The organism is Coraliomargarita parva (genome assembly GCF_027257905.1).
Lineage (GTDB): Bacteria > Verrucomicrobiota > Verrucomicrobiia > Opitutales > Coraliomargaritaceae > Coraliomargarita_A > Coraliomargarita_A parva.
Window position 1 is genome coordinate 228,911 of the sequence record NZ_JAPZEI010000001.1, and the last position, 26,162, is coordinate 255,072.

At 53.1% G+C, this 26,162-nt stretch carries 19 protein-coding genes; 10 read left to right on the forward strand and 9 right to left on the reverse strand.

Translation table 11 applies throughout. The features are described 5' to 3' along the window. Positions 1-60 precede the first annotated feature (60 nt). From O2597_RS00850 to O2597_RS00890, 9 genes are all read left to right on the forward strand, one after another. Positions 61-795 carry a pseudouridine synthase gene (locus O2597_RS00850; protein ID WP_269522277.1) on the forward strand — a complete coding sequence of 245 codons (735 nt, stop codon included), beginning with the start codon at positions 61-63 and terminating at the stop codon, positions 793-795. 46 nt (positions 796-841) lie between these two features. Continuing rightward, the gene (locus tag O2597_RS00855) at positions 842-1,807 is read left to right on the forward strand and encodes an SH3 domain-containing protein (RefSeq protein ID WP_269522278.1); all 966 of its coding nucleotides are present in this window, start codon (positions 842-844) and stop codon (positions 1,805-1,807) included. A 48-nt stretch (positions 1,808-1,855) separates the two neighbouring features. After that, positions 1,856-2,734 carry a bifunctional methylenetetrahydrofolate dehydrogenase/methenyltetrahydrofolate cyclohydrolase FolD gene (gene folD / locus O2597_RS00860; protein WP_269522279.1) on the forward strand — a complete coding sequence of 293 codons (879 nt, stop codon included), beginning with the start codon at positions 1,856-1,858 and terminating at the stop codon, positions 2,732-2,734. After that, complete coding sequence (locus O2597_RS00865; RefSeq protein WP_269522280.1) at positions 2,734-3,366, forward strand: RDD family protein; 633 nt, start codon at positions 2,734-2,736, stop codon at positions 3,364-3,366. Before folD ends, O2597_RS00865 begins: the two co-directional genes overlap by 1 nt. A gap of 119 nt (positions 3,367-3,485) precedes the next feature. After that, entirely contained in the window at positions 3,486-4,601 is a 1,116-nt protein-coding gene (locus O2597_RS00870) for an ATP-binding response regulator (RefSeq protein ID WP_269522281.1), read from the forward strand. A 5-nt stretch (positions 4,602-4,606) separates the two neighbouring features. Continuing rightward, positions 4,607-5,413 carry a pyrroline-5-carboxylate reductase gene (proC, locus tag O2597_RS00875; RefSeq protein WP_269522282.1) on the forward strand — a complete coding sequence of 269 codons (807 nt, stop codon included), beginning with the start codon at positions 4,607-4,609 and terminating at the stop codon, positions 5,411-5,413. A gap of 499 nt (positions 5,414-5,912) precedes the next feature. Next, complete coding sequence (locus O2597_RS00880) at positions 5,913-6,920, forward strand: LacI family DNA-binding transcriptional regulator (RefSeq protein WP_269522283.1); 1,008 nt, start codon at positions 5,913-5,915, stop codon at positions 6,918-6,920. A gap of 76 nt (positions 6,921-6,996) precedes the next feature. Beyond that, the gene (locus tag O2597_RS00885) at positions 6,997-7,773 is read left to right on the forward strand and encodes a hypothetical protein (protein ID WP_269522284.1); all 777 of its coding nucleotides are present in this window, start codon (positions 6,997-6,999) and stop codon (positions 7,771-7,773) included. Positions 7,774-7,850: 77 nt separating this feature from the next. Continuing rightward, positions 7,851-9,110 (forward strand): FAD-dependent oxidoreductase, encoded by a 1,260-nt coding sequence (locus tag O2597_RS00890; RefSeq protein ID WP_269522285.1) that lies wholly within the window; start codon positions 7,851-7,853, stop codon positions 9,108-9,110. A gap of 169 nt (positions 9,111-9,279) precedes the next feature. Here O2597_RS00890 and O2597_RS00895 read toward each other — a convergent pair whose 3' ends face one another. From O2597_RS00895 to O2597_RS00930, 8 genes are all read right to left on the reverse strand, one after another. Beyond that, a complete protein-coding gene (locus tag O2597_RS00895) occupies positions 9,280-10,926 on the reverse strand; it encodes an alpha-L-rhamnosidase-related protein (protein WP_269522286.1) in 1,647 nt (548 codons plus the stop codon). Positions 10,927-11,028: 102 nt separating this feature from the next. Next, the gene (locus O2597_RS00900) at positions 11,029-13,326 is read right to left on the reverse strand and encodes a sodium:solute symporter family protein (protein WP_269522287.1); all 2,298 of its coding nucleotides are present in this window, start codon (positions 13,324-13,326) and stop codon (positions 11,029-11,031) included. A 101-nt stretch (positions 13,327-13,427) separates the two neighbouring features. Continuing rightward, on the reverse strand, positions 13,428-16,520 hold the full coding sequence (locus O2597_RS00905; protein ID WP_269522288.1) for an alpha-mannosidase: 3,093 nt from the start codon (positions 16,518-16,520) through the stop codon (positions 13,428-13,430). A 3-nt stretch (positions 16,521-16,523) separates the two neighbouring features. After that, positions 16,524-19,730: a sugar-binding protein gene (locus O2597_RS00910; protein WP_269522289.1), complete on the reverse strand. Its 3,207-nt coding sequence runs from the start codon at positions 19,728-19,730 to the stop codon at positions 16,524-16,526. 130 nt (positions 19,731-19,860) lie between these two features. Next, complete coding sequence (locus tag O2597_RS00915) at positions 19,861-20,592, reverse strand: hypothetical protein (protein WP_269522290.1); 732 nt, start codon at positions 20,590-20,592, stop codon at positions 19,861-19,863. A gap of 15 nt (positions 20,593-20,607) precedes the next feature. Next, positions 20,608-22,302 (reverse strand): hypothetical protein, encoded by a 1,695-nt coding sequence (locus O2597_RS00920; RefSeq protein ID WP_269522291.1) that lies wholly within the window; start codon positions 22,300-22,302, stop codon positions 20,608-20,610. Positions 22,303-22,351: 49 nt separating this feature from the next. Further along, positions 22,352-22,972 carry a type II secretion system protein gene (locus tag O2597_RS00925; RefSeq protein WP_269522292.1) on the reverse strand — a complete coding sequence of 207 codons (621 nt, stop codon included), beginning with the start codon at positions 22,970-22,972 and terminating at the stop codon, positions 22,352-22,354. Positions 22,973-23,039: 67 nt separating this feature from the next. Beyond that, entirely contained in the window at positions 23,040-23,825 is a 786-nt protein-coding gene (locus tag O2597_RS00930; RefSeq protein WP_269522293.1) for a hypothetical protein, read from the reverse strand. 224 nt (positions 23,826-24,049) lie between these two features. Here O2597_RS00930 and O2597_RS00935 point away from each other — a divergent pair, with 224 nt between their 5' ends. Beyond that, positions 24,050-25,144 carry a GntR family transcriptional regulator gene (locus tag O2597_RS00935; protein WP_269522294.1) on the forward strand — a complete coding sequence of 365 codons (1,095 nt, stop codon included), beginning with the start codon at positions 24,050-24,052 and terminating at the stop codon, positions 25,142-25,144. Here O2597_RS00935 and meaB read toward each other — a convergent pair. Continuing rightward, positions 25,141-26,106: a methylmalonyl Co-A mutase-associated GTPase MeaB gene (gene meaB / locus O2597_RS00940; protein ID WP_269522295.1), complete on the reverse strand. Its 966-nt coding sequence runs from the start codon at positions 26,104-26,106 to the stop codon at positions 25,141-25,143. The genes O2597_RS00935 and meaB overlap by 4 nt on opposite strands. Positions 26,107-26,162 lie beyond the last annotated feature (56 nt).

Genomic DNA, 26,162 nt, shown 5'->3' on the forward strand with positions numbered 1-26,162 from the left:
GCACGAATGTTACTTTGAAGCAACATTGACAGCCCCGCCTCAACTCGACTCAAGTTCTGCATGGCTCCAAGTGAAGAAGCGCAACGTATCCAGAAGTTAATCGCCAACTCCGGTCTCTGCTCCCGTCGTGAAGCAGAACGGCTGATTGAGGACGGTAAAGTGCGGGTCAACGGAAAGGTCGCTCAACTGGGAGACAAAGCGCTCCCAAGCGCGGATATTTTCGTGAACAACAAGCCGCTGCGCAGCGCACCGGAGCGCACCGTCACCCTCGTGATGAACAAGCCGAAAGGTTACGTCTGCACAAATAGTGACCCGCATGCCGAGCGCACGGTCTTCGAACTGCTCCCGCCCGACCTGCAACGCCTGCGTCTCTACTGCGCCGGACGCCTCGACAAAGACAGCGAAGGGCTGCTCGTCATCACCAACGACGGAGACCTGGCCAACCGTATCACCCACCCCAGCACCCGTATCGTCAAACGCTACCGGGTCACCCTGCACCGCGACTTTGACCTAAATGATATCCCCAAACTACTCGCCGGGGTCGATTTCGAAGGCGATTTCCTCAAAGCCGAAAAGGTCTTGCCCGCCCCTGCAGTCGGAGAAGGCTATCAACGCCGGCTGGAGGTTCACCTCCACCACGGCAAGAAACGGGAAGTCCGCCGTCTCTTCGAAGCGCACCGTTACTATGTCAAAAAACTGGTACGCGTGCAAATCGGCGGAATCGTCCTGCGCAACCTCCCCAAGGGCGGAATCAAGGTCTTGGGCCAGAAGGATCTGGCGCGTTTGCTCGCTTGATGCTGGCAATTGGAACCGCCATCTGCACAGTGGATCGCTCATGCTTGTGAACATCCTACGCATTTTATCCTGCAGCTGTGCCTGCCTTTGGGCGGCCGGCCCCCTCCGGGGCGCGGATATGGCGCTCCACCTCTCGGCAGACGAACACTCACCTGTCATCGCAACAGTACCGGAAGGGTCTCCCGCCCTTCGCCAGTCCGCCCCCGTACTGGAGCGGAAGGCCGCCGAAGAAGGTTGGCGCTGGCTGGACTACCGCGCCCGCGTACAGGGGCATGTGCCCAGCGCCCGACTTTCCAAGAATTTCGAAATCGACTTGGATACCTTCATCCGTGCCACCCCTTCCTCAAACGCCCCCGTGCTCAGCCTGGTGGAACCCGGCGACCAGTTTGAAATCGTGGAAGCCAACGACGATTGGACAACCGTCCGCTTCACCAAGAACATTCCGGCCTACTACAAGACATCGACCCGTATCTCCGAGCGCCCCGCCCTCTCCGTCGCCGCCCCCGCCGCCATGCCGGGCGCCCGCAAGGCGGTAGCCTACGATCCGAATGCAAGCCTCGGAAAGACCGCTCCCGAAGACCTCGCACCCGAAAATGTGGTCTGGTCCGTGCGAAAACCCGGCTCACAACCGCTTCCGGCCGCCAGCCCTCCGATTCGCCCCGAGACCACGGAATCCGACCGAAACTTGCAACCGATCGACATCGTTGTCGCCCCCACGCAGACACAAGCCATCGACACCCCGCAACGGCCGGCTGACAGCGTGGGCGTTCCGATGCGCCGCCTGAACGGCAAACTCGTTCGCGAAATCTCCAGTTTCGGTCCCCGTTACCCCTTGCGCTTGAAATCAGCCAGAGGTGAGCGTATCGCCTACGTCGACATGTCACGACTCTTCATACCAAACCTCCAGCCCTACATCGACCAGCAGGTGCGAATCCATGGCGAAGTACGGCCCCTCGTCCCCGGAAGCCGGGAACTCGTCATCGTGGCCCGCACCATCCGCCTCGCCGAATAAGCCCGTATCCCGCATCCCGTATCCCGTATCCCGTATCCCGTAACACTTATGACCCTCATCGACGGCAACGCTATCGCAGAATCCATCATTGAAGAACTCACCGTCGAGGTGGGCGCACTTCCGGGCAAGAAGCCCGTGGTCGCCTTCATCCGCGTCGGGGATGATCCGGCCTCCGTGTCGTACGTCCGGAAGAAGCAGAAGACGGCCGAACGGATTGGCATCGAAAGCCGCCTCTACCTGCTCCCGGAAACCGTCAGCAAGGAAGCGCTCTTCGCTCAGATTGACGCACTGAACGCCGACAGCGATGTCAACGGGATCCTGATCCAGGCACCGCTCCCGAAGCACATCGACGAAACCGAGACCTTTAACCGTGTCTTGCCCGGCAAGGACGTGGACGGCTTTAACACGGTGAATATCGGCAAGCTTTGCCAGGAGGACGCGACCGGCTTTGTCGCCTGCACCCCTGCGGGAATCGTCGAACTGATCGAGCGGAGCGGTATCGAGACGGAAGGCAAGCATGTGGTCGTGCTGGGCCGCAGTCAGATCGTAGGCAAGCCCGCCGCGCTCCTCATGATGCGCAAGGGCATCCCCGGCAATGCCACCGTCACCGTCTGCCACTCCCGCACGCAAGACCTGCCAGCCGTAACACGCCAGGCGGACGTCTTGATTGCAGCGATCGGACGGCCGCACTTTGTGACTGCCGACATGGTCAAGGATGGCGTGGCGGTGATCGATGTCGGCATCAACCGCATCCCCGACGCGAGCAAGAAGAGCGGGTACCGCCTGGTCGGCGACGTGGAATTCGATGCCGTGGCGCCGAAAGCTGCCCATATCACTCCGGTTCCCGGCGGGGTCGGCCCCATGACCGTGGCCATGCTTATGCATAACACTTTGCGGGCCTTCAAGGCTGCCAACACCAGCAGCTGATGGTAGAATCGCCCAAGCCGCCGGAAAAAGGACCGGGCGGAAGCCCGCCGCCACTCAACCTCCTTGATACTGTCCTGCGTGATGACGGCCCCCTGCCGCCAGCCCGCTTCGGCATCCGGAGCCTGGCCTTCCTCATGGATTTCGTCCTGCTCATCCTGCTCTCCACCTTCATCATCTGGAAGCTGGTCCTGCCCTACCACCATCCGGGCGCGCTCAAGGAAAGCAGCGAGTGGTTCGAAGCCCTGATCAACTGGGCCCAGCAAACGGAGCGCGGGGCCATCCCGGAACCCAGTCTGGAACTAAAGTCCGCCATCGCCATGGCCCGCGACCTGCAAATCCTCATTTTCTGGGTCTATTTCGCGGTCGGCGAAGCCTTTTTCGGAGGTTCCTCCCTGGGCAAACGGGCTTGCCGCCTGCGCTCCATCAGCACCATCACCCTGGGCCCCTTGCCCATCATGAGCGGGATCGTCCGGGGCGGATTAAAGACCTTGTGCCTCTTTTTCCTTCCCCCTATGGGCTTGGCCGTTACTCTTCTGGCGTCGATCTTCAACAGCCGCCGGCAGCTCGGCCATGACCTCCTTAGCCGCACCGCCGTGGTCGACGAAAGGCGCATTCAGATGAAAAATTCTTAAAATACCTCACTCGAAAGGCAGAATTGCTTATTTTTCTGGTTTCCCTCTACGTATTCTCCTTCTAATAACTGCTACTTCAACTCCCCGCACTAATCTGGTGGACAACCAAGGACCGCACCTTGAGCAAGCGACAAAAGCCGAAAATTCTCGTCGTTGACGACCAACCGATCAACATCAAGCTGCTTCAGCGCAAGCTGGAGCGTCAAGGCATGGACGTTTTGGTCGCCTACAATGGCCGTGAATGCCTGAAGATCGTCGAGGACACCATTCCGGACCTGATCCTTTTGGATATCATGATGCCGGAGATGGACGGCATCGAGACCTGCCAGCATCTCAAAGCCAATCCACAGACGGAAACAATTCCGATCATCTTTATTACCGCCAAGGCCTCGAAGGAAGGGAAGCTGGAAGGACTGGACGCCGGTGCGGTCGACTACATCACCAAACCGATCGACCTCGACGAGACCCTGGCCCGTGTCCGCACCCAATTGCGGCTGCAGGACATGTTCCGGGAAAACCTTGAGCTGCAGGAACGACTGGGCGATGTACGCAAGTCCGCCGCAGTCGGCGCGATCACCCAAGGCATCGCGCACAACCTGAATAATTTGCTGGGCGTCGTTGTCGGCTACCTGGATCTGATCAAGAACGGCTACAACAGCCCGGATATGGTGCAGCGCAGCGTGCTGCTGATGGACAATGCAATCAACCGCATGGTCAACATCATCCGCCAGCTCGGCACCATCGCCAATAACGAGCGTGTGGAACTCGCCTCGCATCCCGTCCCGGAACTGGTCGACAACAGCATCGAACGTTTCAAGGATGATTACGAAGTCCCCGCCAATGTCGAAATCCTGTCCGAGCTGGAGCCGGACACCAAGATTTCCGCGAATGCCGAAACATTTGAAATCATCCTCGGCAAGCTGCTCATTAACGCATGGGAGAGCTACGAAAAAGGCACTGACGACGAGGCGCGTCCGATCCAGCTGACCGCCCGGATCTCGCGCGACCGGGGACCGGCCATGGTCGAAATCAAAGTCATCGACCGCGGCACGGGTATTTCGGCGGATGTCACCGATACGCTCTTTGAACCTTTCATCACGACCAAGACTTCCGTCGGGCGGGGCATGGGCCTGACCATTGCACGCCACACCATGCGCAATCTGGAAGGCGAAGTCACCGTGAAGAACAACACGGATGGGCCCGGAGTCACCGCAACCATCCTCCATCCCGTTTGATCGCAATGCCCGTTCGTATCGTTTTCCTGGGAGCAGGCCGCATGGCCTCGGCCATTGTACGTGGCCTGATCCGCAACAAATTCTATGAGCCGTCTGAAATCGCCTGCACCTGTGGCGACGACCCGACCGGCCCCCAGCTCGCCGAAGCCACCGGCATCCAATACCTGCCCCACATCACGGAAGCCGTCAAAGCAGCCGAAGCACTGGTGTTGGCCTGCAAGCCGCAGCAGTTTACCGCAATCAGCCCGGAACTGGCAGAAGCCGCCTCGGGGAAGCTCGTGCTTTCAATCCTTGCCGGCACCCCCCTTTCACGCCTTTCCGAAAAATTCGCCAAGGCCCGCAACATCGTCCGCACCATGCCGAACACCCCCGGCCAAATCGGTGCCGGCGTGACCGCTTACGCCCCGCTCTCTGATTTGAGCGAATCGGATACCTGCATCGTGGAAAACACCCTCAGCTCGCTGGGTAACTACCATCGCGTGGAAGAATCCGACTTGGACGCCGTCACCGCCCTGAGCGGCAGCGGCCCGGCCTACGTCTTTGAATTTGCCGCCGCCCTCCGCGAAGCCGGTATCCACTGCGGACTGAGCAAGGAGCTCGCGACCTCGCTCGCCGTCGACACTCTGCTGGGTTCCGCCAAGCTGCTCGAACAGAGCGACCAAACCGCCGAGGAACTGCGCATCGCCGTGACCTCCAAGGGAGGCACCACCGCCGCCGCACTGAAAGTTTTGGAAGATGCCAATTTCAGGGATCTGGTCGACCGCGCACTGGCCGCCGCGAAGGCCCGCTCGCTCGAACTGGCGAATGCGTAACGACCGATTAACAAATTGGATATGAACAGGTAGGGATTGATGTCCCCATCAATCCGCCAACGGCTCGTTAAGGATAACGAGCCCCACCAAGGCCGTTGCTCGAATTAGCGAAGTGGTATAACAACAGCTTGAAGCTCTGATGTCGTAATCGCACCGCTTTAGCCGTGCGATCCGAATCGGTGACGGGAATCCCTTGCACTTTCGGGCGACCGGCTAAAGCAAGCCGCCTACGGCACCGCAAAGTTTAGTTCCCCAGCAGGTCGCTCAAGGCCACCGACACCGGCACTTCGCCCATACCCACGGCTGTCTCCATCTTCTCGATGAGCGCTTTGGTCTTATTTCGTCCAAGAAAACAAGCCTGGGTGACAGGGTTCCAGCGTGCAATTGCTCCGACTGCCGCCAGTTACAAGATTTGTCCACGTTCCCACTTCTCCTTCCAGTTGGCTTGTATCGATTGAAACAGCTTGAGATTTGGACAAGTCCAAATAGTCATACGGTTATGAATATACGCGAATTAGCCGAGCTGGCCGGATTGAGTAAATCAACCGTCGCTTACGCGTTAAAAAACAGTCCCTTGGTCAATAAAACAACCCGTGAGCGCGTTCAGGCTTTGGCCAAAACACATGGCTACACGCCCAGTCCGGTCGTCAATCAGTTCATGCATCAAATCCGGACCAGCCAAGTCCGTAAAAGGTCCAGTAACCTCGCTTACATCCTGCACGGCCACGAAGCCAGACTCGGAGAACGGCAACTGCACGAACAGGAACTCATCGAAGGTGCTTCCGAACAGGCAAAACGACTCGGCTATGCGATGGAAATCATCCCATGGGAAGCTGAAGCACTGACAGAAATGCGATTGAATTCAGTGATCAAGGCGCGTGGCATACAAGGGATACTGATCGGCCCGGCAAGCCAGACTCAGGCAATGTTGAAATTGGATTGGGCGCGCGTTTATGCACTGGCAAGCGGTTATACTCTGAAAGACCCGCCACTCGACCGGATTGCATCCGATCTATTTCTATCCATCATCACCAGTATCGAACAGGCGCTAAGCCGCAATTACCGGAAGATAATCCTAGCAATCAGTGAGTCTTCCGACGCACGCGTCGGTTATCGTTGGCGCTCAGCCGCCTTGATACAAAAGGAACTCCACGGGACAAAACGAGTTCAGCTTTTAACCGACAACTGGGACTGCCCAAAGCCCTCGATCCTGGACAAACTAGCAGCGAGCAAAGGATGCGCCATCATTGGATCACAGCAAGTCTATTCACATTTGCAGAAAATTGGACTAAGCATCCCAACAGACATAGGCTTCATTGCACTCGATACCTGTGGCATTCCAAAAACAATCTCTGCAATTTATCAGCCGCACAAGGAAATGGGTGCACAGGCCGTAAATCAGATCGCATCAATGGTCGAACGCGGTCAATTCGGACTCCCCAATCTTCCGATTCATATCACCAAGGAGTGCGGTTGGCATGAAGGGGAAACACTCCCGATTAGATAGATGAATACAGAATTTGGACTTGTCCAAATTCATAGATTTTGACCCCTTAAAATCTTCGTAGCATTTAGGGGGGACTATGAAACTTACCTACACCTTTGTCGCTTCCCTGCTATTCGTCGCTCTGAACACCCAAGCGCAAACCTTGATCCTTCTAGACACGTTCAACGCCGCCGATAACACCGATCTGAATGCTGACCTGAGCCGCCAATCCGGTTCCGCGAGCACGATAAACTGGACCGAAACAGAACCGAAGCCCACGTCCAATACCGCCATCTCGTCGAACCAACTCCTGATTGGCGGCTCAGATTTCGGGCAGGACTACTCCGCTGAATTATCCTACGATCTGGGGGGAGACAGCAGCCTGACTCAATACGGAGAGTTCCTTATCAGCTTTGAGATCGTCTCCGTGGCAAACTCCTATACAAGCTTCGCGCTGAATGCAGACCCCGGCCAAACGCGGCCCGCGGTGGACGATACAACCGACTTTGGCCTGCTGTTCCTTGGCTCAAGCCTTAGTGTTCGAAGTGGTACGTCAGGAGTTGCATCAAGCTCGACACCACTAACTGGCACCGTAGAATTAACAATTACAACGGCTGCGATTACATCCGGAACAAGTTACACGGTCGAAATGACTTACGGAGGCAATACCGTTGACTTGAACGGTGGCAATGCCGGCACGTCATATTCCGGAACATGGCTGCAAAACGACTTGTATCTATCGTTCAGCAGTCGAAGCGGCGACAGCGTTATCGATAATTTCTCGGTAACGGCGATTCCCGAACCTTCCGTCGCGACACTGTTCCTGGGCGCAATCGCTAGCCTGATGATTGCACGACGTAAGCAACGCGCTTAGCGCTGAACGCCACGAAGAACTGAATTCTGATTCGGAACGTTCGATCGATCGGTCGAACGTTCTACTGGTTTACTACAATGAAAACTTACGATGCTGTTATCATCGGCGGCGGCCCTGCCGGCTTTCCCGCAGCAATTCAAGCGGCCCGCATGGGAGTTCGCACGCTTCTGGTGGAAAAAAGCGGAATGCTCGGCGGCACCACTACCCTCAACCGTGTGGCCTTCCCCGGTCTATTCCATGCCTGGGGCAAGCAGATCATCAGCGGCATCGGCTGGGATCTCGTGCGCCGGGCGGTGGAGATCGAAGGCAATGAGTTCCCCGACTTCAGCCAGGTCCCCGACCGTCATTGGAAGCACCAAGTCTACCTCTGCCCGACCCTGCTCGCTACTTTGATTGATGAAGCCGTGGTCGAGTCCGCCTGTGAACTGCGACTGCACACCATGCCCGCCTCTATCGAAAAAATTGAGGACCGCTGGCGCGTGCAGCTTTGCGGCAAGGAAGGTCTCTTCGAGATCGAAAGCAAATGGATCATCGATGCGACCGGTGACGCGAATGCCGCAGCCCTCGCCGCTTGCCCGATCAAGGCTCCGGAAGCACATCTTCAACCGGGCACGCTGGCGTTCGAATTCGGCGGATATAATCCGGCAAACATCGATATCGATCAACTGAACAAGGCAGCAATGACTGCTCTCGCGTCCGGACAGCTGGAAAAGGGTGATTTCGGCTGGAGCGGACACTCCCTGGATCAATTGGTCGGCACAAAGGGCAAGAACGCCATCCACACAGCCGGCATTGACGGCTTCGACAGTAAGGGTAAAACCAAAGCGGAGCTCAAGAGCCGCAAGGCATTGCTGCGAGTCTATCGCTTCCTTAAGGCACAACCGGGCTTCGAAAACCTGTTCGTCAACTGGTGCGCACCCGAATGTGGCATCCGCGCCACCCGCTGTATCGAAGGGGACACTACAATCACCTACGAGGACTACACCAGCGGCAAGCGGTGGGACGACGCCGTCTGCTACAGCTATTACCCGATCGACCTTCACACCGATGAGGGGTTGACCTATGAAATGCTGAAGAAAGGCATCGTTCCAACGATCCCGCTTTCCGCCATGACGCCGAAGGGGACCTCTGGCTTCCTCGTCGCCGGGCGTTGCATATCGGGAGATCCGCTCGCCCACTCCGCATTTCGCGTTCAGGCCTCCTGCATGGCCATGGGCCAAGCCGCCGGCGCGGTTGCAGCACTGGCCACCAAGAAAGGATTCAGCAGGCCGAGCCAAGTCGACCGGCACGAACTGCAAGCGGCACTCGTCACTCAAGGTGCAATTTTTCCGGAATGATCCGACAATCCCGCAGGGTCTTTGCTTGTTCCATCATGAGCTAGTCGAAACGGCAAGCTGCCCCCTCTTTCAAACGACAACCCATGAAAGCTCCTCCTCTTGCAGGAGAGCTGTCCCGGCTGGTCCGGGACAGCATGTCCGCCGGAGCCTCGGCGTAGGACGGAGGGGTTCAAACCCGCTCCACGCCATCCGGCAACTGGTATTCAACAATAGCCTCTCGACCGGCCTCCTGCGTCACCTCGACCTCAATCGGGCCAAATGCCGTCGGCACTTTGGCCTTCGCCCACTCAAGCCCTCCGAGTTGGGGCCGAATAGTCGCTTTGCGAAATCCCGGTGTCGCAGGACGCACTCCCATCAAACGGCGAATGATAATATTGGTCGGCGCTGTACCCCATGCATGATTCCAATCCAAGTTCGGCTTATACTTCACGTCCCAAGCCTCCATGGTCATCGTGCTGCCGACGCGATGAATCATATGCCACCAAGAGCGGTCCGTTTTGGCGGTCATCAAGGACAGCGCATACTCTGCTGCCGCGTTCTTGTAGAGCGCATCCAGTAAATGCTGCGCGCCATACACACTGCATGACATGCCCCGGCTCTGGATAAAGGATAACACTTTCGGCAAGCGCACTTCATTAACCAGACCGCTCAAAAGCGGATAAAAATTCGCATGCTGGGACGCGTGCTCTGTCGCATTTCCGTCTACATAAATCCCACGAGACGCATCAAAAAGTTTCCGGTTGAGACTATCCGCAACCTGACGCGCACGCAGTTCAAAGAAAGCGCAATCGTTCACCTGCCCGATGTGCCGGGCGATCCGCCCCATCAGCACCAAGCTCCGGTGATGCAATGCGTTGACCGCAGTGTTCACTGGCGAAAAAACGTAACCATCCGCCTCCCCCCGTATATCACCCTGACCGCAATCACTACGCGGCCAGTCTACCATATCGGCCAACCCTTCGGCAAAGAAGCTATCTAAGCCCAGTTGCTTGCAGACCTCAGCTTTGGTCGGACATTCCTCAGCTGAAATCAAACCGTCTTCCCCAGCCAAACCATACAGGGTTTTGAGCTTCAGAATTTCATAATGCGCGCGAAGCCGTCCATCATCCCCACTGTAAAGAAAATCATACCAGGCAATCAGCGGCATGTGAAGATGCCACTCCGTCGGCCAAGTCGGATTCTTGACCAAATAATCAATGGTCTCCTGAGCAATGCCATAGGATGCATCGAGGCAGTAATGCGAAAGCTGGTTGATATAGGCATCGCCTTCATAGGGTATCCGCTCACGGTCGCCATCGACATAGAGACCACAAAAAGTCGTCGCCTTTATCGTGTGGCGGCACAGATCCCAGACCTCGTTCAGAATGGGATCGGAACATTCGAAATACGAGGCGTCATCATCGAATGGCGCATGCACGAAACGCTGTGTCGCGGACAACAACTCGATTCCCAGGGAGAGCCCTTCAATTCCGCAGTAGCGGAAAGGCAGCACTTCGCCGACCTCCATCGGCATCCGGATCGCCCGCGGACCGGTGTTCCGTTCATCTGCCGGAATCGTCACTCGATACAGGTGTGTTCCTTGCCTAAGTTTCAATGAAATCGCACGGTAGCGTATCGTCCCCCCGGGCTGTCGGTCCAGTCCGCCCTCCGCCGTCAGCTCCTCCCCAAGTTCCACAGTCAATACACGCTCCGCAGGTGCACAGCGAATTTCGAGTTCGACTGTGCCAAAAGCAGCACGCCCAAAATCGATCAAGTAGGTGCCATCCCAAAGGACTTTTTGGCAAACCGGAGAAACAGGTGTATCAATCAACTGCATACAGAACCGAAGTTTAAGTTATCACTATACCAACGACAAGAAAATGCATACAAATTTGGACTTGTCCAAAAAGAAGAACTCAACCAATCGCTTCCCTTCTTACTAGTCGTTCTGGGACTCATGCGTGCGTTCTTCGAATGCCTTTTTGTCGACCAGCGAGACGTGCCCTTCGACCATACCGTTATCGAGCGGATCGTCGATGCGGCCGGCCAGATCACGGAAGAGCTTCCGGATGTCAATAATGCCCCCGATCAGGAACCAGAAGGTTGAGATAATGCCGAGCACAGCGGTGACGCAGAGGCTGGTAATGAAGAAGTAGTTGCTCCACCACTCGACCGGCCAGGGCTTAATCGCGTTCCAGATCAGCACGCCAATGAAGCAGAATCCGAATTTATAAACGATCGCGTAGCCGAAGACCGACCAGGCGATAATCCGGTCGCCCAGCGTATATTCCGGAGTGATGCCGATTAGCTTCTTATAGAAACTGCGCAGACTCCACTTGAACGGCTCCTTGTATTCATTGGAAAGGTCATATACCCCACGGTGCAGCAAGCGGTCCAAGTTGTAGGGCTTGCGCTGCGTCAGAGCCGAACCAATCACATAGGCGGCAATCCCGGAGACCATGGCCATAAAGTAGAGCTCGTAAGAGTTGATCGGGAACTTCACCGCGTTCATCTCCCAGACGATATAGGGACGGAAGGGAGAGGAAACGGTTTCCAAGAAGTTCCCGACCGAGACCTCCCAACCATGAGATACTAGCCAAGGATAGACCGTCTCCGCCCAGTTGCGTTGCATGTAGAGCCCCGCGGCGGAGAGACCGGAACCGAAAATCAGGGCCCCGAAGGCACCAACGGTGTTACCGAAACGGCTGTAAAGGCCGAAGATCATGATCGGGCCGGCTCCGCCCAGCCAGAGCGCGCACATGATCGTTGTGAACATGATGATGTAATCGATCTGCACGAAGAAGATCGAAACGAAGAAGAAGAACAGACAAACCCCGACTGATGTCAGCCGCAGAAGCAGCAAGTGCTGTTTCGGCGTCAGCGGCTTCTTGAAAAACGGGATTATGATGTCCTGCACGATCGTCGAGGATGCATTGAACACACGCGAATCATCAGTCGAAATCAGCAGCATGATCATCAATAGGCAGAATAATCCCATGAGGCCGACAGGAAGGATATTCCTCAAGGCAACCGGCAACATCATCTGGTGATAAAGCGTGCGGAATTTCTGATATTGAAGATTTCCCTCCGGAGTGCCCCCAAGGGCCTCCAGTGCGGTCTCCATGTAAGGCGCATCGATATTGCTCTCCTGCGAAAGCGGGGCGTCCACGCCGATCTCATGGTGTGGCACGGGAACCGCCGCCAAATTGGCGTTGAGCTGCTCACGCATCGCGGCGTCAGGCACCGCTTCCACCGCCACCTTTTCCATCAGTTCATAGCGGATATCATTCGACTGCTCCGCATACTTCCGGTGCGTCATCAGCGCAATGATCATCACCGCGACCATGAGCAACATCAAAGCGGCATACAAATTACGCCAGGTCCCGAGGATACCCGCCATCTTCTGCTCGTGCGGGGTGCGACCGCTGCTGGTCGTGTCATTACCGATCCAGCTGGCCCGGCTCAGAATGCTCCCCATGATATTCACGAACAGCGCGAAGATATTAAAGTCACGCAGCTTCTCGATGTCGAAGGGGTTGATAAAACTCTGCCCTTTGACACGGTCCATCATCACAGGCCCAATCGTGTCATGCCACCCAAAGTGCAGCAGAATATAACCGGCAAGAATCACAAAGATCGGGTAGCACATCAGGCCCTGAAACGCGTCCGAGATCAAGAGCGAGATCCGGCCACCCGGCCAGATGACCACCATGCACAGGCAGAGCGATGCCGCCACGATCACACCGAAAGTCGGCATATTGAGTCCAAAGATCATCACCTTGTGCGGCAAGCCCAGGAAGTAGATGAAGAAGTTCGCCGCTACCGCCGGACCGATCGCATTGGTCACCATCTCCGAGATCGTGCGAATCGTCGCGGCAACGATACGCAACGGTCGATTGTAGCGCATCTCCAAAAACTGACCGATCGACAAGGAACGCGTCTCGCGGAAGCGATAGAGACAATACCCTGTCAATCCCATGATAATCCCCACCGGCACCGTCAGGTATTCCCAGAAGGTCAAGGCATAACCCACTTGGTATTTGGATTCCACCAGCGCCACCAGCGTGATCACACTCAGCCCCGCTGTCATGTCCCCCGCAGAGAGCACATAGCGACCCGCCACACGTCCTGCCGCCAGGAAGTCGACGACCCCACGCACATATTTGCGGCTGCTCACAGCGACCCATAGAACCCCAACCACAGGGACAATGACAATCAACCAATCTATCCAATGCATAATATAAATCTATTCGTTCAATTCAGCACCGCCCTTTTCTCTCAAGAAAAGGCATCGCTAAAGAATCATCCAACAGGCCAACGAATCACATGTAGCTAACCTTAACGAAATCCCTTCGGAATATTGGAACCCGCTAAGCAGCGAATCGTTTTAATCTCGAATGGGGCAAAGGCCAGCTCACCTCTCTCGTCCAGTGGTATTGCCTCTTTGGACACGACTTCGTTCAAGTCGCATTCCCATGCACTGCATTTCTCGAAGATGGTCGGTAGAGAGCAATTCACCGCCTCTTCCGAAAGGTTGACCAAACGCCAGATCCAACCACGCCCATCCTCTGCAGGTTTCACCGCAGCGAGTTCAATCGCCTCAGGCCAGCAAGACCCTAGAGAGTGAGTGTCTAAAGAAGCGCCCGCCCCTTTCGCGTATTTGACAGCGGTGTTGAATACCCTTGCCTCTTGGGTCAACTCGGCCGGACCAATCTGCTGATCGTGTGCCCGCAAGGCATAGCGGAAAGCATGCGTTCCCAAGTCAGTGCAATTCGTCGCTGAGATACCGGACCGATCTCCCTTTCCGATCAATGGCACATCCGGATAAGGAACGCTGCGCAGCAGCGTCATATCAATGAGATGCCCCTTGATTCGAAAACCGTATTTGCAATCGTTGTAAAGGGCGACACCCCCATCTTCCCCCGACAAATCAACCCACTGTTGGGCAACCACTTCGATTTGCGCACGCTGGTGCGAGCTTTCATCCAGAACACTTCTTCGTATAGAACCAAAAGGAATCTCAAACGAAGCCTCCTCCGTATCGACTGCGACAGGAAAACGCACGCGCAACATCATTTCGGGCTCACGCCAATCCACTTCGGTATCGAACTCCAGTTGGACCGCCCCACTCAAGAGACGAATGGTCTGAACGATTTTTGAACTACGATAGTGCAACTCCTGCCGTATCCATGCACATGGCCCGTCTACTCCAGATGTCACCCGCTTCAATTCGGGTCTTTCCAATGCTTCACGCAGATATCCCCAAACGTCCTTAGTTTCCAAATCGACAGCAAAGTCCCATGCGTCCCCTTTGTCCGGAATGATTACCAGATCATTGGCAAACTCTCCAGAAGCGATCCACTCGACATCCCCCTCCTTGACAAGGAAAGATGCCACACGACCATCCTCCGCAAATTGGATCTTGATGCGTTCGTTCTCAAGGCAACCCACGGATGCTGAAAGCTCAGAGAATTTCGGCAGGGTCTCATCCTTCACATGAGCCCAACCAAGTGCGGGCACATTGATCCGATGCCATGTATCCTCCAGACGAACCCATTCTTCGCGGGGCCAGGCGAGTGAGTTGAATACCACGAGTTGACCTTCCAAACCGACCTCCGCAGCAACCGCGCCATAGGCCTCTCTGGTCAGATATTCCAGTTCGGCTAAAATCGCCGCATAGCGGGCATTACACTCATCGTAGACACGCTTAATCGATGACCCTGGTAAGATATCGTGGAACTGATAAAGGAGCACCTCTTTCCATAAACGCTCCACCTGAGCAGCCGGATAGGGAGTTTTAGCAAAGACCGCAGCGAGGTAGGCCGCCCATTCCAACTCGCGCAATGCAATCTCAGAACGTCGATTGTTTCGCTTAACTAAACTTTGCGTCGTCAAGGTTCCCTGATGCCGCTCCAGATACAGCTCTCCCCGCCATACCGGGAACTTATCCGAATCTTGCTTCCAGACTTCGAAGAAATCAGCAGCACTGCCGATGCGAACTTCAGGTAAACCGGGCAAACGGGGTGCTCGACGCAAGCGCTCCAAATGCTCGGCATCCGGGCCACCACCCCCATCACCGATACCAAAGGCCATGAGTGCATGATCCGAAATTTCCTTCTCTTTATAATCGTCGAAAATCTTACGTAAGGATCGAGCCGCAGCCGGACCATTATACGTTTCCTCCGGCAGCATGTGAGTAAGGATCCGAGTCCCGTCGATGCCCTCCCAATGAAATGAGTGGTGTGCAAAGGGGTTGACCACATTCCACGAGAGTTTCTGCGTCATGAAAAACGCATGTCCACTCTTTCTCAGAATCTGCGGCAGCTGCCCATGATAGCCAAAAACATCCGGCTGCCAGCAGTAGTTTGGAACCAGGCCAAACTCCTCCCTAAAGAACCGTGCTCCATAGAGAATCTGGCGCACAAAGGACTCACCCGACGGCATGGAACAATCCGGCTCCACCCAGAAAGTGCCTTGAGGTTCAATACCGCCTTGAGCCACCGCCTGCTTAACCTTTGCATACAAATCAGGATAACGCTCCTTCAACCATTGATACAACTGAGGCTGACTCATGCCAAAAACATACTCCGGATAACGCTCCAGATTGTAAAGTGCTGTGGCAAAAGTCCGGGCACCCTTACGGATCGTCTCGCGGATCGGCCACAGCCAGGCGAGGTCCAAATGTGCATGACCGATCGCATGCACTGTCAAAGCAGGACTCGGATGCTCGCCGGAAAACCAATACGCGAGATGCTCACGTGCCCGAAGCACGCTCTCAGCATCCTCACAATCGAGTTCCTCAGATAATTGAGCGAGTGATTCCTGCAGGCGCAGTGCTTCCGAAGGACCAGATTGCAAGGTCAACAACCAATCGCGCAAAGTCTCCAAGTCATAGTAGAGCTGGCGAACCTCCTCACGAACCGTGGCTATTTCCGCTAGAACAATCCGTCCCTCATCTTTGACAAAGCCAAATAAATCGTTGAGCCCGGCATCGGCCCAGAACTCAACAACGCTACCGCTAACTGCCTCAGGTGGTAATGCATACACCGTCTTACCGGGCCCACCCAACTTATCATCGAAAGTAGACTTCACATTGGTCAAGCCACGCACAGGAATTCCTTGGCGATCAACCACACACAACTCACCATTCACATCGATCCGTGCGACAAGTTGTTCCTGTTCGACGCCAGTCGGCAGTTCAGACCGAAAGCGCATCCATCCACAATCAAAGAGCTCATCTGCCCAAGACGCCCCAACTTTGCCCTCACGCTTACGTCCACTCATTCGCAGAGCAAAGGAAACCGGCTCCTTAGTCCTCCAGACCATTACTTCAAATGGTGCTACAGTTACATATATGTTCTGTTGAACCTTCCGAAGCAATTCATCTAGCAATTCCTGTCCCGTCGATTGTTGTAAGAGCTCCCCCATCATTAGTTATTTGCCTGCACAATCGAGAATTTCTTCGCGGATCAGAGTCAGGTCACCAAAGTAACGGGGATCAACAATCTGCCCCCCCATTGGAGTGAAATAACCTTCCCAGCCACAACGCCACCAGCCATCGGACTCATTGAAAAGGACTGAAAAACCAAGTACTTTCTGTTCCCGCACCTCCCCGGCAACCTGTCCTAATACAGACCACGGAATCAACGCCTCATAATATGTGGTTCCCGAAACTCCATAGTCCCCTTCAATACGACTCGTCTTTAACGAAACTTCCTCCAACGGCCCTGCTTTCGAAAACGGAGTATCTCGCTGCAAAACTGCACCACTTGTTGCCAAGGTAATTACGGAGTAATCCAGAAAATTCACTTGTCCCCGCAATGTACGCTCATGGTTCAAGTCGATACCCAGCTGAACACTATCTGTCCGCCAGGCATTCAACCCCTTCTGCGTCGCATCGTGCTTATCATCGATTACTTCAGCAGCAAAGAGTAATCCCTCTTCACACCAGGCAAAACGAAATGTTGGCTTATAATCCTGCGTGCCTGTCCAAAAACGGGCTAACTCCACATTCCGTTTCTGACGTCCGAGTTGTTCGAAAACCGGGACAGACTGCCATTCATCCAACACCCCGTCGATAGTAACCTGCCCCTTCTCCATAAAGGGGATTCCACGAAAGCAAAAGCGTGCCCCCGGTTGCCTAACAATCTCATCTGAGCCATCACCGGGTATCACACGAACACCGACTTGATATCCTTCCGCCCAGTATAAGGCTAAGTATCCTTTCCCGGGTACTGGCGAATATGGATCAAATAGCTGGTTCGAAGACGCACTTGACGGAATAAAGGGTAACTCGACACTTTCTCCGGGCTGTAAATAAATGGAAGAGTCCGATTCCGGCACTATTTGCCATGCTTGCGGAGCCTTGTTGAGAAAAGCCAACTCGACCCGGCCACGGAAAGGTTTCACCGAAGTATTCTTGATAATCACATTTAATGCCGCCTGATTCATGTTACGTGCGCCCCCTATCACATGAATATCTAAAGGAGCATCCTCGCATTCTTCAGGCAGCTGAACAGATGGTTTCGGATCACTCGCAAGCAAAAGTCTACGATTTAATAATGAGACTTGTCTCCCAATTATAAACACAGGCGCGCCACCCACGGATAGGCTTAGGCGACTCGAATCAGGACTTTCAATCGGATTTCCATAGGTATCATATACCTCGATACCACGTTCATTGTTCATATCGGACGACCCAAATGATTCAACTCCAAGCTCAACTCTCTCCGGTTGATTCAATGTCCATAAAGTTGTTACAGGGATTCCATCATTTTCCCATTCGAGAACCCATAGAGACTCGGTCTCCGGAGTGATTCGACGAACAAAACTCGGGTGAGGCAAAATCCTAGTAAGGGCCGAATAATTAACCAGACCAGGTCGGCGATGCAACACACTGGCACTTAAATCATGATTGGGTAAACCACTGAATTGATTGACCAGGGAAAAACCAGCCATCAATTGATTCAGATACACACGTTGCAGATAGATCCCCTGTGTGACTTCATCCAATTCAATAGCCGACCCACTAGGTACCGTAATAGAAGGAACGGCACCTGGTTGTCGAGGCGTCCAGACGAAGTAAGCATCCTCGTTCACATAAATTGGCTTCTCACCAAACAAATCACGGATAGCAGCAACCACTTCAGTGTGGCCAAACTCAGGCCTCAACGGACTACGGTAACCGTGGATCGCAACAACATCTGTAGCGTCCGGCCCACCCACTGTCGCCAATTGATGTAGGAAGCTGAGATTTGCATGAGTCGTCCCAGTACTCATAACCTGAAGATCGAGGCCTGACTGACGTATATTCTTCGTCACCTCTGCAATCATTCGTGTTAGTGGAATAAATTGATTATTTCTAGGGGTCGGCGACCAATTTTCCGGCTCATTATGGATTTCTTCAATATATATGACATCCCCAGCAGCCTCTTTTGTATCTCGAAAAATCTTCGAGACCTTTTCAACTGAGCGCTGAATCGTAGTTGGCATGGCATCTCTCATTATTACGGGCCCGTCTAACAACGTGGCATTCAGTAAGAGTCCGTTAGTTCTAGCACGCTCGACATAGCGCTCAAGATCCTCCAACGTCCGATATGTTCGTCTCAATTTCTTCACACCTAAGCGAGCCGCCAGAGACCAATCTCTCATATAATTCGTACTGTATGGCGAAAGCCGATCGAATTGGTTGGGTGTGATCTTTCGATGGGGAATCACCACAAATTGCTGCCTTATATTCGGGTCGGATTTCTGCGATGACTGAGATATACAAGCCTGATAGGCTCCATGTTTCTTTAAGGCCCCGGAGGGAATCCGAAATTTGGCTCGATACGGAGAAGAATTTGCTTCAACTGCCAGTTCATTTTCATAGAGAACATCTCCGGCAAGCGATGTGCAGAGTAAATGTAAATCCTTTGGTTCATCTTTATTTATAATGCCAAAATCCAACACCACGTCTTGCCCAAGATCAAATACGCCATTAGCCACTTTCGAAGGTAACCAACATAACGCAAAATCCACATTGGGTAACCACTCGACCGCCATCGAATCGAGCGACATCTGGCGCCCTAGCCACTGATAGTGAACAAGGAAGTAAAGCTTCTGATTTTCTTTCCAAACTGGTTGTTCACACTGGACGTTTTTCGCCAACGAAACGCCGTCCAAGAGTAAGTCAACAGAGGCTCCCGACGGGGCGATCCGCAATGAGACTTCGTGCAAGCCCTTTTCTACGGCAGCCCCTTTGCCCTGCGCAATAAGCTTGGAAAGCTGACGCAATTGCCAGTCCCCATTCGGCTTGATCATAACCCACAGCAACCCATTCGAAGTAATCCCCGCTGCATTTCTGGAAATGGCAGCCCCGAACCATGTCTTCGAATTCGAAGAGGTATCTCCAAAATCAAAACAAATGCGCGCCAGAAGCACACCACGATCTTCTTGGGAAGACCACTTACCGAGAAACAGTGACATACTAGCTGGACCACTCCCCTCATAACGAACCTGTCCCTTCCCAATTCCATTATCACGCAAAACAAATCCCGGATGAGCATGCCATGGCGTTCCAGCTCCCTCACTTAAGGAACCATCAAGCTTCACGCCACTAGTACGTGTAGCGCCATCGACAGAAAACTGATCCTCATCCACAAAAAATGGAGGAGTTTGAGCGAGGCATTTAATTGCAAGAATAGCAAACGTGATTATGCTTATATTAAACCTCAAAATGGACCGTCTAGTCATAGTTCTTCTAAATTAAGTAAGCTCGACCTTACTAAAATCAGCGAACTTCATTCACTGACACCGCGCCTAACGAGGAACGCTCATCCAGCCATTGGAATAATACCAATGCATACCATTTTTTGGTCGCATCCGCATTATCGGGAATATCGATATTTCTGGCTAAAACCTTACCGTCCACGGAAAAGCTGGCACGATTGCGCTCGATATCCAGATCGATAGAATACTGATGCACTCCCGAAGAAAGCGTCAACTGTCCGGACTCAAGCGGCTCCCCATGGAATTGACGAAGAGACCAGTTGCCATCCGGCTGCACCATTGCCCAGAGAACGCCATTCGCTTGAAAATTATTAACATTGCGAGCCAAACCGAATGCCCAGTAAACCCCCTTCCCACCAGTCGAACCAAAATCGAATTGAGCGCTCATTCGATAAAGACCTCCCTTGCTGCTATCCATATCCAGAGGGAAGCTCGCCTGCGCAGGATGGTTATTAGCTACGGGTCGAACCACACCATTGATACCGTCTTCACTCGCCACAACTCGCAATGACGAACTGGCTCTCCATTTGCTCCAATTCCCCTCGGTCAAGGTATCATTTAAAATAGCATCTGTCGGACGTTCTCGACTCGGAGTAAAGTCATCATGGTCGATCTCACGAACCAATTGTGTGGGCAAACCGGATGCTGCAGCCCAAAGCCCTACGGGCACACTCATAGACAAGTGAAGCGCAGCTCCCACCCAGATCAAAGCAGAAAACAATCTCATATTCATTTCTTCCCAATTAACTTATTCTTGCGGCGCGTTCGGTACATTCGGGTCAAACACTTTTTTCTTAGCGACGACAGGTGCCTTACGCTCAGCTTCAGTCGCGGGTCGAAAGCTCAACTCAGAAAGGTCGACTAGATTCAAATTACCGGAGACCCTCATGCGATCGGGCTTCACATGACTATCACGAAGCAGCTGCCCCGTCGCACTATTATTCTGAAAGAGCAGAGTTCCTTGATAACGCCCTGCTTGACCTGTCCAGGCTGAATAAGTCCAACCTTCAATGATATTGCCTTCAACCACTCGAAGTCCATTGCCTGCAATTCCACTGAGCGCAGCGTTATCCGCAACAGGATCCTCTTCATTGTAAAGACGCCGCATAATATTGTCTTTAATAAATAGCCGCTTGGAACCGGCTTGCGTTCGAATAGCCGCGTAGTTCCCCGGCAAATCATTCACGAATTCATTACCGGTAATCGTGAGTTCCTCCGATTTACTGATCGCGTTGATGAAGCCGTTCACAAATTTATTGCCCGAAATATTCACATCTTTACAGGCCTCAATCACAACTTTTCGCGGGCTCCCCTCTCGGGCGACAAACTGGTTTCCAGTAATGAGAATTTTTCGATTTCCAAAACCACTCGCATTTGGACTGTGCAACCTCAGAAACTCCCCCTGATATTTTGCCTCTCCAAAGGGCTCAACCATAATTAAATTCCCAGAAATGACCACGCTATCTCCCCAAAAGTAGCAACCGATTCCATAGTATTTGGAGTTAACTGAAATGTTATTTGCAATCACGACTGTCCCCGTCCCCTCGGTATCGTAAGCCATATCGTCCATATAGTATGCGATATTATCCGAAATGATCACACTACGCCCCTTCGACCCCCATGCTAAAGTCATCCCGTACTCCGCGTAATTACCTAACACTTGTATATCATAGCTTCCTGCCGTATCCTTATGATACCCGGTTTCGGATGAACGCAATCCCCGATGAACTGTCGAGGCGGTCCCACGTGGCACCTGCTTGTGCCCATCGTTCGCATCACCACCCCACCATTGGCATTGAAAACGAACCCGACTTGACCAGTTCCCCTCATGCAACACCCATTCACATCCTTGCCTGGCCAAAGTGATATATTCACAATGCGTCGCACGGTTATTCAACACATCTAAGTTTCTCGTAAATTCCGCCACGACTAAAGCGTAAAAATTACGAACTTCGCAGTCCTCGATTTTTACATTATCGCAATTTTCCAGAGAAACGGCCACCAGCTTCTGATCCTTGCTCTTATAATCTGCAGTCGAACGCAAACTACGAAAATCATGAATTCTTAGCCCACTGACATTTCTGGCGTAGATCAGGGTCTTTAACACATCCGTTCCGATCTCCCCATCCTCTAGGGAGAAATCAATCTGCAACCCTTGGACTTCAACCCGGTCACCGGTCACCTTCAATAACATCCCCCCCTTCAAAGAGTCTATTTCGGGCTTGACCACAGCGCCCCGAGAAAAATTCAACACACTATTTTCCGGCAATGACAAACTACCCAATTCATATACCCCAGAGGGGAAATGAATATCCCGAACTCCATCATCCAATGCCGCCTGCAAAGAATCGGTCAAGTTTCCGCCTTTAGCCAAATAGTCCTGATTAACAATCAGAGACTTAGAAGCTTCTACCGCAACAGCCCGACCAAAGCCGAGAATCATAACGGCAACGAAAACACAGCAAAATGCGGGACTGAAATCCTTTTTTAAACTAGTCATAATCCGGATCACCAATCGGTGTATCATCTTCAACATTTCTAACCTGCCCACGCGTCAAATCACTGACTTTCTCCAACTCCACATGCCCATCCACATAAAGCACTGTAATTTGATGCTCATGAGGTTTAGGTGTGGCTTTAATTAGATCTTTTGTTTTCCATGTTAGAACATGAGCATCCAACCAGCGCCCACCACTATAGAGGTCGCACATATAAATAACCTTAGAGGTATCTCCTATCGCATTTATACTTTTGCCTGAAATAAAGGTATTAAACCCATATCCCCAGCCTGATACCGGGCAGGAAAGATTCTCACTCACCTGATCCAGGACGTCATCCCCGCTTTCAATGTCAGGAAAAAGATAGCGACCTATCGCAATGGCAGCCTCTTGGCGTGGAGAATATGAATGCTTAGGCAGCTCGTTATTGTGATCAGCCGCATACATTCGCATGCCAATACCAATTTGACGCGCATCACTCACACACTCTGCGGACAATGCTCGATTGCGCACGCTGGAAACCAAAGGAAAAATCAGCAAAGCTAAAATGGCAACTATCGCAAATGCCGACAGTATCTCGATTAGGGTAAAACCTCTCAAACGATGCGCAGACATAAGGCAGCAGAGAACTCACAGTTGCACGAAACAACTAGTAAACAAAAAACCTGATTGTATAAGTTTACTACCCTCTCGAACGGCGGCGCAATAGGCCAGTCATTACCAACGAGACTCCACCAATCAGCAAGCTAACAGTGGATAATTCCGGAATGACACTCACACCAAACGAATTAAACTTCGTTTGATCCGTAGAGCCACTATATTGTTTAAAAAATCCGGCTGCAACCACATCCGAAGTCGTAGAAAGAACATAGTCCTGCGACAACACATCCACACCATTGATCGTAACTCCGACGATTGTCCTGTTACTTTGGTCGTAACTCAAAGTATAGTCATTAAAACCCGTCGCACTGTAACTGGCAACATCCGTCAGATTTCCTGTCTCAAGAGTTGTTGTATACGTCATCAAAGACCATGTTCCAGTGTTCTTAGAAATGGACAACCACGCCACACCATTGGTTGTAGGAGACACACCGTTTCGGCCAAAAACCAAAGCCGTCCAAGTCCCTGACGCACCGATTGGAGAAACATCTAAACTAATCGTCGCGACATCACCATACCCGTCATATGCTCCAAAAGAAAAGGGCACATAGCCCGCCACATTCGTATTCGTATTCGATGTAACGTAATCATCCGTGCCATCCGTCCCAAGGATACAACTTGCTGAAGCGGTCCAAGTCACCCCCCCCAGCTCTGCGGTGGAACCACCCAGAAGACTGCCGGCAACTCGCGCCCCCGTAATTTCAAACGTATCAGAAATGACTTCGGTTCCATACGCATAGGATCCAGCAAATGCAGAGATATGCAAGACAGCTACCATGCCCCCCAGGGCTTTCATCCACTTGTTCATAATAATTACAATTTAGGGTTTGAATTTAACAGATTAGCTGAGCCATCTTGCTCAACTTTATTCACTCTTGTGATATAACTGTAACTGGTCAACAATAATTTTGACATAAAATGCGAAATAACACTACCATTCAATGAAACCTCAAGATAGACACGCCACGAAAAAGGCCTAAACCTTCTAGATTTCCATTCTAAAATCCGAAAGTAAGCACTTCGATCACTACAGTGACTATAGAATCAAATACGACCGACATCCCGCTCCACCAGCAGATCCAAGAAACAATACTCAATTGGATAGCCGAAGGGCGCTATCTAGATGGAGATCAATTACCGTCAGCACGAGAGATCTCGGAAAACACTGGCATCAAAGAGCAGACCGTCCGCCGCGCGATCAAGCGCCTCATCGACGACGGAACCCTCAGGGGAGCACAAGGCAAAGGCGTCTTTGTCAGTTCCTCGACACAGAAGCACCAGCGAATCGCCCTGGTCCTCCCCAATCTAGAAGATGAGCTAACAAGAGTTATTGCACGTGGCGCACAGAGCATCTTGGATAAGCATGGCCTACAAACTCTAATCCTTGATGCGGGACGTAACGCAGCCAAAGAAGACATCAACATTGAGAACCTCAGCACATTACCAATCGACGGTGCCATCATCTTCCCGATCACCTTCGGCAACATAGCCGAGCACATTGTTCGCCTGAAGGATAACAATATACCTTTTATTCTGATCGACAAATACCTTCATGGCATATCGTGCGACTGCATCCTAGCCGACGACTACGGCGGCTCTTACGCACTCACCGAACGCCTCACCAAACAGGGCTATCGCCGTTTTGCCTGGCTTAGCGGTGAGGAAACCTCATCCACAGTGGAAGATCGTCTCGATGGTTTTCGCTGGGCACTCGGCGATCAAGGAATTGCCATAGCTCGGAAACAGGTCCGACGGCTCAACCTGAGGACGCCAACCGAAGCGACAGAAGATCGTGTAGGTGAGGAAATCGACAATCTACTATCACTTCCGCCAGAGAGCCGCCCCGAGGTCATAGTCTGCGCCAATGACCTCCTGGCCATCGAAGCTAAAGTCGCACTAAACAAGAGAGGCCTCAGAGTCCCCCAAGACATTTCCCTCACAGGATTCGACGATCTTCAAACCGCACAAAAGGAAGAGCTAACCAGCGTGCACAAACCCATTCTTGAGATGGGCTCCAAAGCAGCTGAAATTCTTTTAAGCAAGTTAACGCTACGCAATTCTCCTCCAGAGAAAATTGTGCTCCCCTGCCATCCTATTTTCCGCGAGAGCACGGCGGACAAGACCTAACCCAGCAAGTCGCTCAAGGCGACCGAGACCGGCATTTTGCCCAGACCGACGGCTGACTCCATCTTTTCGATGAGCGCTTTGTTTTCGGTTGTGAAGCGCTGCATGACCGCTTGCTGCAGCAGGGACTGGAACCAGTCGACATTCTGCTCGCAGCGGCGCTCATCAAAGATCCCGCTGGCTTTCATCTCGCGACGGAAGCGCATGATCAAATCCCAGACTTGGTCGACTCCTTCATGCTCCAGCGCGGAACAAGTCAAGGCCTTCGGCTTCCACCCCGGTGTAAAGGGATGCAGAAAGTGGAACACACGCTCGTATTCGACACGTGCCTGCCGGGCACGGATGACATTATCGCCGTCGGCTTTGTTCACCACGATGGCATCGGCCAGCTCAATCACCCCTTTCTTGATCCCCTGCAGCTCATCACCGGCACCGGCGATCTGCAGAAGCAGGAAAAAATCCGTCATGGTGCGCACGGCGGTCTCGCTCTGCCCCACCCCGACGGTTTCCACCAGAATCACGTCATAACCCGCCGCTTCACAGAGCAGCAGGGCTTCACGGGTCCGGGCCGCCACGCCTCCGAGGCTATTGCCGGATGGAGAGGGACGAATAAAGGCATTGGGCTCCCGGGACAGGTCTTCCATTCGGGTTTTATCGCCTAGAATACTGCCACCGGTCACCGAACTGCTCGGATCAACCGCCAGAACGGCCACCTTTTTGTCCTGTTTGCAAAGGTACATCCCCATCGCCTCGATAAAGGTGCTCTTTCCCGCACCCGGCACACCGGTCAATCCGACCCGCATAGCGCCCCCCGCATGCGGGAGGATACGCTGCATCAGCTCCTGGGCATAGGGTGCATGTTTCGGCGCACGACTCTCGACCAAAGTAATGGCGCGGGCCAGCCGCGCGCGGTCGGAAGCCAGCACACCTTCGACGAGGGAATCGATATCCGGAGGATTACGCATAATGAGGAGGAAAATCAAAAAGAAAGCCCAGAGGCAGAGAGAACCGAATAAGAACT

Bases quoted from the DNA above. Each gene is read 5' to 3' on its own strand.
- O2597_RS00900 (WP_269522287.1), bottom strand. From the start codon at position 13,326: ATGCATTGGATAGATTGGTTGATTGTCATTGTCCCTGTGGTTGGGGTT.
- O2597_RS00850 (WP_269522277.1), top strand. From the start codon at position 61: ATGGCTCCAAGTGAAGAAGCGCAACGTATCCAGAAGTTAATCGCCAAC.
- O2597_RS00890 (WP_269522285.1), top strand. From the start codon at position 7,851: ATGAAAACTTACGATGCTGTTATCATCGGCGGCGGCCCTGCCGGCTTT.
- O2597_RS00930 (WP_269522293.1), bottom strand. From the start codon at position 23,825: ATGAACAAGTGGATGAAAGCCCTGGGGGGCATGGTAGCTGTCTTGCAT.
- meaB (WP_269522295.1), bottom strand. From the start codon at position 26,106: ATGCGTAATCCTCCGGATATCGATTCCCTCGTCGAAGGTGTGCTGGCT.
- O2597_RS00865 (WP_269522280.1), top strand. From the start codon at position 2,734: ATGGTAGAATCGCCCAAGCCGCCGGAAAAAGGACCGGGCGGAAGCCCG.
- O2597_RS00895 (WP_269522286.1), bottom strand. From the start codon at position 10,926: ATGCAGTTGATTGATACACCTGTTTCTCCGGTTTGCCAAAAAGTCCTT.
- O2597_RS00905 (WP_269522288.1), bottom strand. From the start codon at position 16,520: ATGATGGGGGAGCTCTTACAACAATCGACGGGACAGGAATTGCTAGAT.
- O2597_RS00885 (WP_269522284.1), top strand. From the start codon at position 6,997: ATGAAACTTACCTACACCTTTGTCGCTTCCCTGCTATTCGTCGCTCTG.
- O2597_RS00925 (WP_269522292.1), bottom strand. From the start codon at position 22,972: ATGTCTGCGCATCGTTTGAGAGGTTTTACCCTAATCGAGATACTGTCG.
- proC (WP_269522282.1), top strand. From the start codon at position 4,607: ATGCCCGTTCGTATCGTTTTCCTGGGAGCAGGCCGCATGGCCTCGGCC.
- O2597_RS00915 (WP_269522290.1), bottom strand. From the start codon at position 20,592: ATGAATATGAGATTGTTTTCTGCTTTGATCTGGGTGGGAGCTGCGCTT.
- O2597_RS00920 (WP_269522291.1), bottom strand. From the start codon at position 22,302: ATGATTCTCGGCTTTGGTCGGGCTGTTGCGGTAGAAGCTTCTAAGTCT.
- O2597_RS00880 (WP_269522283.1), top strand. From the start codon at position 5,913: ATGAATATACGCGAATTAGCCGAGCTGGCCGGATTGAGTAAATCAACC.
- folD (WP_269522279.1), top strand. From the start codon at position 1,856: ATGACCCTCATCGACGGCAACGCTATCGCAGAATCCATCATTGAAGAA.